The sequence below is a fragment of the Stenotrophomonas sp. STEN022 genome, from assembly GCF_056760155.1.
Map to the genome: position 1 here is coordinate 1 of NZ_JBRREG010000110.1, position 13,151 is coordinate 13,151.

General features: G+C 63.6%; 5 protein-coding genes. All 5 read right to left on the reverse strand.

Annotated features, from left to right (window positions below; all coding sequences use genetic code 11):
• Nucleotides 1–3,714: CshA/CshB family fibrillar adhesin-related protein (locus ACVOMF_RS18140; protein ID WP_481510505.1), on the reverse strand; the 3,714-nt coding region annotated here is incomplete at its 3' end.
• Between the two features lie 334 nt (nucleotides 3,715–4,048).
• Complete coding sequence (locus tag ACVOMF_RS18145; protein ID WP_481510506.1) at nucleotides 4,049–4,771, reverse strand: winged helix-turn-helix domain-containing protein; 723 nt, start codon at nucleotides 4,769–4,771, stop codon at nucleotides 4,049–4,051.
• A gap of 157 nt (nucleotides 4,772–4,928) precedes the next feature.
• Nucleotides 4,929–7,076, reverse strand: coding sequence for a S46 family peptidase (locus tag ACVOMF_RS18150; protein WP_481510507.1), 2,148 nt, complete (start codon nucleotides 7,074–7,076; stop codon nucleotides 4,929–4,931).
• A gap of 234 nt (nucleotides 7,077–7,310) precedes the next feature.
• Nucleotides 7,311–11,123, reverse strand: a complete 3,813-nt coding sequence (locus ACVOMF_RS18155) for a translocation/assembly module TamB domain-containing protein (protein ID WP_481510509.1) — start codon at nucleotides 11,121–11,123, stop codon at nucleotides 7,311–7,313.
• A 44-nt stretch (nucleotides 11,124–11,167) separates the two neighbouring features.
• Nucleotides 11,168–12,967 carry an autotransporter assembly complex protein TamA gene (locus ACVOMF_RS18160; RefSeq protein ID WP_481510508.1) on the reverse strand — a complete coding sequence of 600 codons (1,800 nt, stop codon included), beginning with the start codon at nucleotides 12,965–12,967 and terminating at the stop codon, nucleotides 11,168–11,170.
• Nucleotides 12,968–13,151 lie beyond the last annotated feature (184 nt).

Consider the following 13,151-nt stretch of genomic DNA (forward strand, 5'->3'; position numbering starts at 1 on the left):
CGTGGCGGTGTAGCTCACTGCATAGCTGCCCGGCGCGGTGTTGGCCGGCAGGGTGAAGCTCAGCGGGTTGCCCGTGGTCACAGCGGTATACGCACCCGGCACGGTCACCGCAGCAAATGCCAGACCGGTACCCAGGGTGTCGCTCAGCACCACCGGTGCGGTGGTCTTTGAGTTGCTGACCACCGCGGTCAGCGTGTAGGTCAGCACATCGCCCACCGACACTTCGGTCTTGCCCACGGGCAATACCACCGACTTGCTATAGGTCACCGCAGGTGCGGCAACCGGCGTGCTCGTATCGCAATCGCCGCTACAGGTCGGCGTACCACCGCCACCCGTGGCGGTGACGGCGTTGGTTACCGCAGTAGTTGCATCGTTCGTGACGGTGGCGGTGTAGTCGACCGCGTAGGTGCCCGGCACGGTATTGGCCGGCAGGGTGAAGCTCAGCGGGTTGCCCGTGGTCACAGCGGTGTACGCACCCGGCGCGGTCACGGCAGCAAATGCCAGACCGGTACCCAGGGTGTCGCTCAACACCAACGCAGCGGTGGTTTTGGCATTGCTGACCGTGGCCGTCAGCCGGTATTTGATGTCTTCACCGACCTTTACCTTCGTGCCAGCAGCCGGTGCAAGCACTTCCTTTGCATAGACGATGGTCGGCGCAACATCGGTGATGACGCTGCAGCCCACACCACATGCCGGGTGATCGTCGCCACTGGCAGTGACGCCATTTTTCACCTGGGCCAGCGCAAACTCGTTGACGGTAGCGGTATAGGTGACTTCGTAGCTGCCGGGAGCGCTGTCAGCAGGAAGCGTGAATTGCTGGGTCGACGTGGTGTTGAGTGCATCGTGTTGATAGCTACCCGCACTGGTCACCGCAGCGAAGGTCAAACCAGTGCCGAGCATGTCGGTCAGCACAACCGGGTGCGTGGTCTTGGCCTTGGCTACTTCGGTGATCAACTTGTAGGTGATGGTCCCGCCTTTGGCCACTGCAGTGCCCACGGCAGGCGACACCTGGACTTTCCGGTAGGTAACCTCCGGCTCGGCCCGCGGGGTACTGGTAGTACAACTGCCATCGCAGGTCGGCGTCTGCCCACCTCCACCGGTGCCGGTCACCGCGTTGGTGAGCGTCAGCGGCGCATCCGGCTTCACACGTACCCGATAGCTCACGGTATAGGTGCCGATGGGCGTGCCGACCGGCAGCGTGAACACCAGTGGCGTGACACCGGTTGTTGGCGTGGTGAATCCGCCAGCATTGCTGGCGATGTCAACGAATTCCAGGCCGGCGCCCAGCACATCACTGAGCTGTACAGGCGTTTCAGTTGCCTTGACCGCCACCTTGACCGTCAGGCCGTAGGTGATTTGTTCGCCGACGGCGACCTTGGTGCCGGCAACCGGGTTGCTCACCGCCTTGCTATAGGTGACCACCGGTTTGTCCAGCGGGGTGGTGACCGTGCAGTTGACGCCATTAGGGCCGCAGCCCGGGGTGTTGGTGCCGTTTTCAGAGACTTGGTTTTTTACCGAACCCGAGGCAAGGCTGGTGACCCGCGCGGGATAGGTGATCGCGTATGTCCCGATTCCCAAACCGGCTGGCAATGTGCAGGTCAACGTTGTCTGGCCCGCGATCGCTGTACAGCTGATACCAGAGCCGGCAGTAGCTCCGCCCTCAAGTTCAAGGCCGGTGCCAAGCACGTCGGTAAGAATTACCTGCTGCCCCAATCCAACATTGCCGATGGTGGTCGTCACCGTGTACGTGATGATGTCGCCCACCACCACAGCCGTCTTGCCAACCGGCAATGTGGCAGTCTTTTTGTAGGCGACCGATGGCTGCACTACCGACACGAGGGAGTTCGCGCAGTAGCCCGGCTCCGTGCAGCTCACGCCCGGCGCCGGTGGCGTCGTCGGGTGAATCGGATCATGGCCACCGCCGACACTGGCGTAGTTGGTGCGCCCGGCAGGAGCCGCCGGAGTGCCAACCACCACCGGAATCACCAGGCTGGAGCTGGTACCTGGCTCAAGGATGCGACTGGTGGTGCAGCTGATCTGACGGCTGGCCAGCGTCGCCGTACAGCTCCAGTCACCGCTGGCATTGGTGCTGCCCCATCCCCAGACCGGCTCGATGTCGGCAGGCATGGTATCCAACACGGTGATGGTGTCGGCAGCGGAGGGCGTGGAGGTGCGGCCTGTAGCCACATCACCGATATTGGTGACGGTCAACGTATAGTTCGCCGTCTGGCCCCAGGCCCACTTGCCACTGGTGGCATCGTTGGTTTTGGCGATGCTCAGCTTGGGCGCAACGATCTTGATCAGGTGATCTTCCACTTCACCGGTCTTGGCCACGCCGGTAGCCGAAGCCACATCGGCTGCATCTACCGCGTAGCGCAGACGTACAAAGGTATCGCCCGGCGACAATGTGGCAGGAATCGTCCACATCAGGGTCGCCTTGCCGGCGGTACACACAGCGGCGGCACGCTCATTCGTGTCGAAAGTGCCGTTACGGTTGAAGTCGATCCAACCAGCAACGTTACCAGTGCCATTGCATAGGATCTGCTCGGTCAGCGTTTCCCCTGCCTGCAGCACCGACAACGTCTTGCGGGTCCAGGCATTTTCTTCTGCTGAGCCGACGGTCGGGAAGTTGTCATCACCCAGTGCATCGGCGCTGACTCGTGTGATGCTCTCTGCATCCGGGCCTTGCGAGCCCAGGTAGTTGGCTGCCGAAGGCAACAGCTTGCCGGGGGTGAAGGCGGCTTGGTTGAGGTTGTAGTTGCTGGCGGTGGCCGGCATGTTGTCGGCCTGGATTCGCAGCTCTTCCACCAGATGCATCGCTGCACCATAAGTGGACGGCGCATCACCGAAGTCGGCGTATGGCACCAGCAGGCCGATGGCAATGGCCTGCTTACCGCCACCCTTCAAGCCGAAGTCGATGCTGACTTCGCGATTGATGCCACTGTAGGCCGACTTGTCGAAGGTCAGAAACGTGACCGCGCCTGAGCCGGCATCGGCACCTGAGTGGAACCTGATGGTCGAGTTGCCGTTGGCCGCGATCGTGCGGTTTGCGAGATAGTTCCCCTTCTTGACCATCTCCATGATGGTCCAGGTGCCCTTGGCAGTGGCCTGCAGCGATTCCGTTGAGGCCAGCGACTCGGCATCGGCCATGACCACACCCTTCAGATCAAAGGGCACGCCATTCAAGGTACTGGTGCATTTCAGGGTGAAGGTGGCACCCAGGCTGTTGTCGTAGGTGTGGACACCGCTGATCAACTGGTTGCTGGCACCAGTACCACCGATGTTGTACAGGTCATCCAGCATGTCGCCGGTGTAATTGCCCGGCCGATAACTCCGCAGGCCTGTTGTCGTATTGCTGTTGGTGGTGACGATGTTGGACATCGCACAACTCACCGCCATCGTCACACCGGTAGCGACATTCAGGGATGCACTGCTGGTTGATCCGTTGCTCAGTACTGCTTCATGGGTGCCATTGGCGCCAGTGCCCCAGGTCATCCACATCACGGTTTCGCGATAAGGACTGGAGCCTCCGGTTGCGTAGGCCGCAGCCATGGCAGTACCTGGCAACACCGCCGTCATCGCCATCGAAGCAATCACCCCGATGCGCCCCAGCACGGAACGCGCCGCTTTCCGGGCACCCACGATTGAACGGCTCTCACCATTTTTTGTGGGATGGACAAACGAACGGATGTACTGATCGGACTGGTTGTTCACCGGGCGAACCTCTTGCAAACGCTGCGCGCAGGCCACCGGCGAACCCGGCAGCCCGATTGATTTCTTCAAAGACAAGCGGCGGCCGCCCCAAAACGGCTCACCGGTTCAGCACCCGGAGGTGCTTGTGTTGGCGCGGATTCTTACGGCGCGCGCGTGCCCATTCAGTTCCGCTTTGTGACGGAAACTCTCACTTGCTTTCACTACGGACTTTTGCACCCGTGTGTTAAGCCGCTATCACTTTGATTTAACGAAGGAATTACACATACGGCCGCGTACGAATGTGAATTGGCGCACCTTCAAATTCGTGAATTACAACTTAATGAAAAAGTGTGACCTAGACCGTAAGACGGTAGCCGGCACCCCGAACTGCGCGGACCGGGAGGGTACAGCCGGTGGCCGACTGCACGCGGTTGCGCAAACGGTGCACCAGTACCTCAATCCGGTGCGGATCGAAGCTCCAGGGCTGGTCGGTGAGGGCCGCAATCAGGCGCTCGCGGGCGACTGTCTCACCAGGCGATGAGAAAATCAAAGTGAGAAATGCGCGTTCGGCCTCGGTCAGCGCCAATACCTGCGCATTGGGCCCACGCAGATCCCAGCCGTCGGATTCCAGCGCCCAGCAGGCGCTACTGCCAGACCCGCCGGCTTCCATCAACTGCGCCGCCTCACCCGGCAAGCGCCGGCGCAGGCTGTACAGCTTGGCGGCGAGGAATTCCGGCTCCGGGCGGTGCGGCAGGCAGGCGTCGGCGCCGGCCCACAGGCCATCGGCAATCAGTTGCGGGGTATTCGGGTCTACCAACAGGACCACGCCCAGATCATCACGACGGCGCAGGTGCTCGACCGTCTCGACCATGCCGGCGCGGACCCGGGTGGTGTCGATGACCACGATGTCGCAGGGGACGATCACCAGTTCGCGGTACAGCGCCTCCACGCTGTCCAGTGCCTGGATCTGGGCACCGTAGGGCAATAGCGGCTGCAACAGCTCCAGGTTGCCGACAATCCAGATACGCAATGGTGCCAAGGCCGTGGGATTGGCTGCGCCCACGCGCGCAATGTTCATATCCGGTGCCACACACTCTCCCTGTCGGACTGTCAGAAGACAGTCCACCTATAGCCGGAATTTTAGCCTAGCGTAATATCAGTTATCGCTGAAACGGGGTACACGCCGTTTTATGAATGGAATGGGCGTCACTTCCGTGACGCCCATTGCGCAGCCTTTACTCGGCAGGCACGCCCATTTCCTGCAGCAATGCGGGGGCCGGGTAGACCTTGGCCAACAGCCAACGCAGGTAGCGCATGTCCACGTGGACGGCACGCTTGTAGCGCGGGTCGAACCACCAGCTTGCGCTGACCGACTCCCAGTTGGAATCGAAGTTCAGGCCAATCAGCTCGCCCTTGGCGTTGAGCACCGGCGAACCGGAATTGCCGCCCGTGGTGTCCAGGTTGGTCAGGAAGTTCACCGTCTGCGTCTTCAAGGCCGGATCGGCAGTGCTGCCGAAGTCGCCCTTCGCAATCGCCGCCAGCAGTGGCTTGGGCGCGTCGAACGGCACTGTGTTGGTGTTCTTCTCGACGATGCCGGCCACCGTGGTCACCGGCGAATAGCTGACCGCATCACGCGGATGCAGCGCTTCGACCTTGCCGTAGCTGATGCGCAGGGTGCTGTTGGCATCCGGGTATACCACCCTGCCCTGGCTTGCGCGCCAGGCAAACAAGGCCTGCATGTAGGACGGGCGCAGGCGCAGCTGCTCGCCTTCGCGTTCCTTGCTGTCGCGCTCTGCACTGAGCTGAGCCATCACCAAGGCCGCCGCCACCGACACCAGCGGATCGGCTTCGATGAAACCACCCTTGCGTGCGGCCTCGAAACGCGACAGGCGCTGCGCTTCATCACCCAGCTTGGTCTGTGCGTACAGTTCGTCCAGATGCTTGGCCAACGCAGCCGGCGTACGACCAAACAGGTTGTCGTAATGCGAATTGCGCTGCGCATCGGGCAGCTGCTGGTAGCGGGTCAACAATGCGGTAAGCAGTGCTTTTTCGACGGCCGGGTCGTAGCGGCGCTGCACCTGCTTGAGCACGCCTTCGATCAAAGCCTGGTCACGCTGCTGGTAACCGGCCTCGCGCTCGGCATCGGGCTTGAGCGATTCCACCCGCAGGCGTTCCAGCAGCAGCGCAGAACGCAGCAGCTGGGTCTGGCTGGACATCAGCGTCACCAGGAACTCACTGCTACCGACCGCACGGTCTTCAGCCAGGGACGCAAACAACGCGTCGATATCGGCCTTGTACTTGCCGTCGGTGCTGGCCAGCATCGCCTGTTCGTCCTGTGCGCGCTGGGTCTTGGCATCGCTGCGCAGCAGGCCTTCCAGTTCGCCGGCGGCACGCTTGCGATTGTTCTTCAGCGACTGCAGCTGCGAGGCATAGCGCGTGCGTGCATCGGCATTGCCCTTGCCCTGCGCCTCGATCACGTCGATCAACTGCTGGAACACCTCGACACGGCGCGGCAGCACGGTATCGATCTGGCTGGCGAATTCGTCGGCGGTGCGCAGGCGATAGGTGGTGCCGGGGTAACCGGCCAGCATCGCGTAGTCACCGTCCTTCGGACCGTCCAAGGACATCTTCAGATGTGCCGGCGGATGGTAAGGCACGTTGTCCTTGTTGTACGGCGCCGGCTTGCCATCCTTGCCGACGTAGGCACGCAGCAGGGTGAAATCACCGGTGTGGCGCGGCCACATGAAGTTGTCGATTTCATCGCCGTAATTGCCGATCGCACGCGGCGGCGCGTAAACCAGACGAATGTCGGTCAGCTCCAGCTGGCGGATGCGGTAGAAGTCGCTGCCGTAGTACATGTTGGCCACCGAGCAACGCACGCCGCCTTCGGCCTCGCAGTCGGCGACGATGCGCTTGCGCGCGCTTTCCACTGCGTCGTAGTAGCCGCGGCCGGTCTTGCCACGCGCGTCCTTGAGCACCTCATCGGTGACCTTGTCGAAACCCACCGTCACCAGCACCCGGTAGTCGGGATTGGCAGCGCGCTCGTCGTCGCGGCCCTGGGCGATGAAGCCGTCATCGATGAAGTTGTGCTCCTTGCTGGCGTTGTACTGGATGACGCCATAGGCCACGTGGTGATTGGTCAGCAACAAGCCCTCGTCGGAGACGAACGAACCGGTACCGCCACCGACACGCACCACCGCGCTTAACGGCGGCGCGGTGACGTCGGCCAATAGCTTGGGGTCCCCCTTGAAGCCGGCATCCTTGAGCGTCCTGGCCAACTCCGGCAGCTGCGTGGGCATCCACATGCCTTCGTTGGCGTGTGCGGCAGTGGCGACCAGGCTCATGCCCAGCGCCAGCGCGGCGGTAAGCGGTTTACGCGTCATTGGAACTCCAACGGATTACAGAACAGCCGTGGACAGTAGCGGCCCCCGCCAACAGCGGCAACCGCCAGCAGTCACGCAATGTTGCCGACGCTTGTGGGAGCGGTGTCAGCCGCGAAGCCAGTGCAACATGGCCTCGCGACAACGCTGATCTTCGGCGTGGAAAATGCGCAATTGACTGCGGATGGAGCGTTGGCTTCGCGGCTGACACCGCTCCCACAACACTCCGCCTCCTGCTTAGCGTTCCTTGCGCCAGTTCACCGAGCCGCGGTTTTCGACCGTGGACGATTCGACTTCGATGTCGAAACCGCGCCGCAACAGGTACTTCAAGGTCAGCACCGAGCCGCTGCCGACCAGCGAGACGCCGTAGCCGATGTAGAGCTTGGGCGTGATGTACTTGCCCACGCCGATCACCGAGCCACCCAGCGCGCGCGATTGGCTTACGCCTGCATCATCGAGGCCAAGCTTGGCGCCCACCTGTGCGGCAAGCAGGCCGGTACCGGCCGACAAAGCCGCCGAGGCCGCGTTGACCTGCTGTGCCTGGTCGCTGCTGGCCATGCTCAGGCTGCGGCCCAGCACCAGATAGGCCAGCGACTCGGATTGCGACATCGCCGGATCCGACCACACGTCCACCCGCGGCTGCTGGGCGCGGCCGGTGACGTGGATGCCGGCGGTGACATCACCGATCGCACGCTGCGCCTTGATGTTGATGCGCGGGTCGGAGACCACGCCGTAGTTCCACAACAACTGGCCGTCGGTGATGGTCAGGTCCTGGCCGTAGGCCTTGTAGCGGCCGCTGACTTCCAGGCCGCCGTTGGCGGTCATCTCGCGGCCCGGACGCGCACGCACCTGCATCCTGCCGGTCAGCGCGCCCTTCAGGCCGAAGCCACTCATCTTGACCTTGTCGCCAAGGCTGACGGTCAGGTCCATGTCCAGCGGCGAGGACGGGCCTTCTTCCGGGTCGGCGGGGTCCAGCACGACGATGTCTTCCGACGCTGAGGTACCGCGATCCAGGCGTTCAAGGTCCAGATCCGCCTCGGGCACATGCACGCTGCCGCGCAGCTCCATCGCGGTGCCGGCCAACGTGAAGTCCAGGTCCGGGTTGGCCACCACCCGCAGTTCGCTGGTATTGGCCATCAGCACCTTGTCGCCGTGGATATGCAGCTGCAGGGGCTGCGCATCGCCGAACCAGGACAGGCCACCGTCCACCTGCAGCGTGCCTTCGCCACCGGTTTTGGTCGAGGCGCTGATGCGTGCCGAGCCATCGGGCTGGGCGATGAAGCTGCCCTTGCCTTCACTCAAGGTCAGGCCCAAGGCCGGGAATTCACCGGTGAAGTTGCTGAGCTTGGCCTCGCCACCAAGGGTCGGCTGCGAGCGCGTGCCGCGCAGGCTGACATGGCCTTCAATCAGGCCTTGCGGGCGCACCAGGTCAGGCGAGAACAACTCCAGCCAGTACAGCCGCGCGATGTTCATATACAGCTCGCCGGTGAGCGCCGCATTGGGCTCCCAGCCGGTCTGCACCTTGGCATCGATGAAGCCGTCGCCCTTGAAACCGACGCCGAGGTAGCCCTTGATGCTGTTGGGCAGCATGTCGACGTTCAACGAGAAGTTGTCGTAGCGCACCAGCTCGCCACGGGCGTTGTCACCGAGGCGGATGCCGCCTTCGGCCGAGGCCACCTTGAAGCCACCCTCCCAGGCATTGCCACGCGGGCGGATATTGCCGTCCAGGGTGAGCTCACCGCGCAGGTACATGCGCCGACCTTCGTTGGGTGGCAGCCAGGGCTGGACCAAGGCAAGCGGCAAGGCATCACCGCGCAACTGCAGGCCTTCGCGCGGCCAGTTGGCGGCAAGGCACAGGGCGCCGCCGGTCTCCGCGCCCAGGCAGGCATCGGACAGGGTGAAGTTGCTGCCCTGCGCACTGAGGGCAGCCGCTTGCCGCAGCTGCCACGGCGCACCCTTGACCGGCGCAATCCGCAGCGAGGCCAGCTCGCCGCGCCATGCCTGGCCCTGTTGGCGCACGCTGCCACTCAGCGCGACCGCGCCCAGCTCGTTGCGGGTGTCGGCGTCCAGCTGCAGGTTCTGCACGCTGCCACGTGCGTTGATGTTGACCTGGTCGAGCAGCATGCCGACCTCGACCGCGCTGCCATGGATGGCCAGCGCGCCGTTGTTGCCCTGCCATGGCAGACGGCCATTGATGCTGATCTGCTGCGCCTTCCAGTCGTCCCATTGCAGGCCATTGCCGCGCAGGTCGGCGGTGATGTCCGGCTGGCTCGGCGTGCCGCGCAGCTGCAGCGTGCCGGCCAGGCTGCCGGTGCCGCCGGGCAGCAGGTCGGACAGGTGCAAGGGCTCCAGCCGCGCATCCACATCCAGCCGATCACCGACCTTGCCCTTGGCCTCGATCTGGCTGTCGCCCATCACCAGCCGTACATTGCCTTCGCCCTGCATTCCCTGCAGCGCAAGCTTGGCGCGCGCATCGACGCGGCGGCCGCGCAGCATGCCGTTGATCTGCGGCACGTCCAGCGTCGCCTCGAAGCGCATGTCGCTGCTACCGGCCACCGCCGGCAGCTGCTTGCCCTTGGAGGCCAGCGAGCCGGACAGATTGCCTTCCCAGCCCGGCGCGAAATAGCCGGGATCAAATTTGGACAGGCTTGCATCCACATCCCAGGCCAGCGTTGGTGCCCATGCCGCCGAGCCCTTCAGTTCCAGCGCGCCACCGGGCGTTGTCGCCTTGAGGTGTTCGATATGCGCCTGCTGGTCGTTGCCACGCACATCGAAATCGAGATTGGCGTCCTGTGCTTCGCGCGCCACTTCGGCCTTGCCAACGGCAGCCCAGTTCTTCAGGTTGCCAGCCACACCCAGCCGCGCTTCCTTCAAGTGCAAGGGCACCGGTGTGCTGTCCGGCGAACTCGGGTCCGGCTCCGGCGTGTAGGTCAGTTGATTGGCCACCACTGCGAAGCGGAAGCCCGGATTCTGTGCATCGCTGAAATCGGCGGTGCCCTGCAGCCGCACGCTGCCGCCGAAGGCTTCGGCGACCAGCGGCGCAACCGTCAGCACCTGCTTGTCGATGGCGACATTGGACGGTGCCAGCACCAGCTCGTTCTCACCCTGGCGTACCCGGCCCTGCAGTCGCGCCTGACCGCCGCGACCACGCGCGGAGAAATCCAGCGCCACCGGTGCCGGTGGCTCGGCCAGGAACTGCGCGGGAACCAATTGGCCGAGATCCAGCTGCTCGCTGCGCGCGGCCACGTTCCATACCGGATCAGTGCGGCCATCCAGAATGAAACTGACGTGTAGCGGCTTGGGCGCATAGCCGGCCACCGCAACTTCCATATGGGCAAGATTGCCGCGCGCGACCAGACCCAGCCGCGCGGCGGGTTGGCCCGGACGTGGCGGCATCAGTGCGCGCACGGTCAGGTCGGTGGCGTAGTCCTCGCGCGGCAGGTAATGGCCGTCGATGCGGAAATCACCGAGATTGCTGTTGACCTTGATCTGGTTGGCGGTGAATTCACCATTGGCTGCTTCAAGCCCACCACGGACCTTGCTGATGTCGATGATCGGCTGCTGCAGCTGGGTGATGCGCAGACCGTCGATGACGATGGTGTCGGCCTGCAAGGCCAGTGGCAATTCGATGGCCGGCAGCACATCCGGCCAATTTGGCAGTTCGAACGGCTTGTCTTCCGACGGACCGAGTTCCAACGAGGCATCAGTGACGCGCAGCGCATCCAGGCGCAGCTTGCGGCCGAGCAGCGGGCGGATATCCGGGTCCAGGTAAGCCTGTGCGGCAGTGAAGTGCAGCTCGTTGTAGCGGAAATCCAGGTCGTGCAGGATCAGCGGCCCGGCCAGCGGGCCTTCGGCCTTGCTCCAGGTCAGCGATGAGCCGGCGGGCAGGCGCGCAACCACCTGCGCCAGCAATACCTCGCGGCCGGCTACGGTCTGCAGCAACCAGTACAGCGCGAACAGGCCCAGCAACACCAGTACGGTGATGGTGATGCCACTTCGCACCGCCAGCGTGCGCAGGCGCGCCTTGCGCTTGGCACGCAGCTCGGCGATGCGCGCTTCGCGCTCCTCCGGACTCACCTCGTCGGGCCGGCGGCTCACAGGTCAGCTCCGATATTGAGGTAGAGCTGGAATTGCGAATCCGGGTGGTTCAAGCCATGTGCGATATCAATACGCACCGGGCCGACCGGCGATTTCCAGCGCACACCAAAGCCCACGCCGGTATGCAGGTCGATGTTGTTGTCGAAGGCGCTGCCGGTATCGACGAATACCGCGCCGCCCCACGGACCGCCACCAAAGTAATGCTCGTACTCAACCGAGCCGATTGCCAGATTCTTCGCGCCCAGCGCGAACTTGTCCGGTGCAGGTGTGCGTGGGCCGACTTCGCGGAAGGCATAACCGCGGATGGATCGGTCGCCGCCGGCGAAGTAACGCAGGCTTGGCGGCATCGCGACCAGATCACTGGTCCAGGTAGTGCCGGCCTGCCCGCGCAGGATCAGCCGGTCAGCATCGCCCACCGGGATGTACCAGCGCACGGTAGCATCGGCCTGCACGAAGCTGGTATCCGAGCCGGCACCTTCAATGCCACCGCGCAGGGTGGCGTTGCCGCTGATGCCACGACGCGGGAAGCTTTTGTCGTCGACCTTGACGTAGTCGGCGGTGAGCTGCGGGTAAACCAGGGTCGAGTAGTTGTAGACCGCTGCATTGAACTGGTCACCGGAGCTGTAGCGCCAACGCTCGCGCAAGGCATTCATCGAGACGATGGCGGTCAGGTTTTCGTTGATTTCGCCGCTGCGGCTGGCGATCAACTTGACGTTGCGCAGGTCGATGTAATCGGTCTGCTCGTCATAGGCGCTGATCGCATAGCTGTACCAGCCATCCAGCCAGCGGAAGCCCGGCACCCGGTAGCTGGTGATGAAGCTCTTGCGCTTCTGTGCGTAGTCCAACTGGGTGCTGAGCTTGTGCCCACGGCGGTTGACGTAACGGCGCTCGACGCCGCCGCGCACACCTGGGCCGCTCTCGCTGCCATAGCTCAGACCGGCGGTGTAGATGGTGCGCTTGGCGCGGGTCAGCTTGACGTTGACCGGCACCTCACCATTGTCATCGGCCTGCTCCGGATGCGGCTGGATGTCGATGACGCTGAAGTAATCGAGCTTGGTCAGCGACTCACGCAGGCGATCAAGCTTGCCTTCATGCCAATAACTGCCTTGTTCCCAATACACCAGTGGTTCGAACAGACCCGGGCGGAAGTAATCCTGTTCGAAGGTGATCGGCCCCATGTTGTAGCGGCGACCACTGTCCCAGGTGAGGAAGATGTCGGCCGCATTCTCGGCACGGGTCACTTCCACCTTGCGCTGGGTGAAATCGGCATCGAAGTAACCACGCTCGGCCAGGCGCCGGGTGATGGTGATCTTGCTGGCCTCATAGCTGACCGAGTCGAAGGCCTCGCCGGTCTTGGGGTGGAAGGCCTCGATGTCTTCCTGCAGGTACTTGTCACGCGAGGCCGGGCCGGTGATGTCCAGCTCCTGGGTACGGACCTTGACCTGCTCGCCCTTGTCCACACGGATCAGCACCTGCAGGGTATCGCCGGTGCGCGGCGCTTCCACGGTGATCTTCGGGTTGTAGAAGCCGAACGGCTCCAGCGCCGTACGGGTCTGCCGCTCGGCCTGCGACAGCAGGTATTCCAGCCGTGATTCGCCCTGCACCTTGCCGATCGCGTCGTAAACCGACAGCGACACCTCGATGTTCTCAATCATCTCGGCATCGTCACCCTTGTCCAGACCCTTGATCTGGACCTTTTCAATGGTGCCGCGGGCATGGGCAAGGGGAACTGCTGCCAGCGACGCCAGGAACAGAAGGAGCGGGGTGATTCGAGATAGCTGCATGCGCGTCAGCATACCGGTCCGAACATGACCAGCAAAATCACACGGTCGTCATGAAGCTGCCTACGGCACTGCCGATCCACGCGACGGGGGTGGCCCGTGTAGTGGGGGGGGGGGGGGGGCGGGGGGCGGGCCAGCGCCGCGCCCCCCCCCCCCCCCCCCAGCCCCGAAACCAGGAGGCCAAGCCAACCCACCCCCG

What these genes read in the sequence shown, in the direction of transcription:
- ACVOMF_RS18145 (WP_481510506.1), bottom strand. Translation starts at nt 4,771, where the DNA reads ATGAACATTGCGCGCGTGGGCGCAGCCAATCCCACGGCCTTGGCACCA.
- ACVOMF_RS18150 (WP_481510507.1), bottom strand. Translation starts at nt 7,076, where the DNA reads ATGACGCGTAAACCGCTTACCGCCGCGCTGGCGCTGGGCATGAGCCTG.
- ACVOMF_RS18160 (WP_481510508.1), bottom strand. Translation starts at nt 12,967, where the DNA reads ATGCTGACGCGCATGCAGCTATCTCGAATCACCCCGCTCCTTCTGTTC.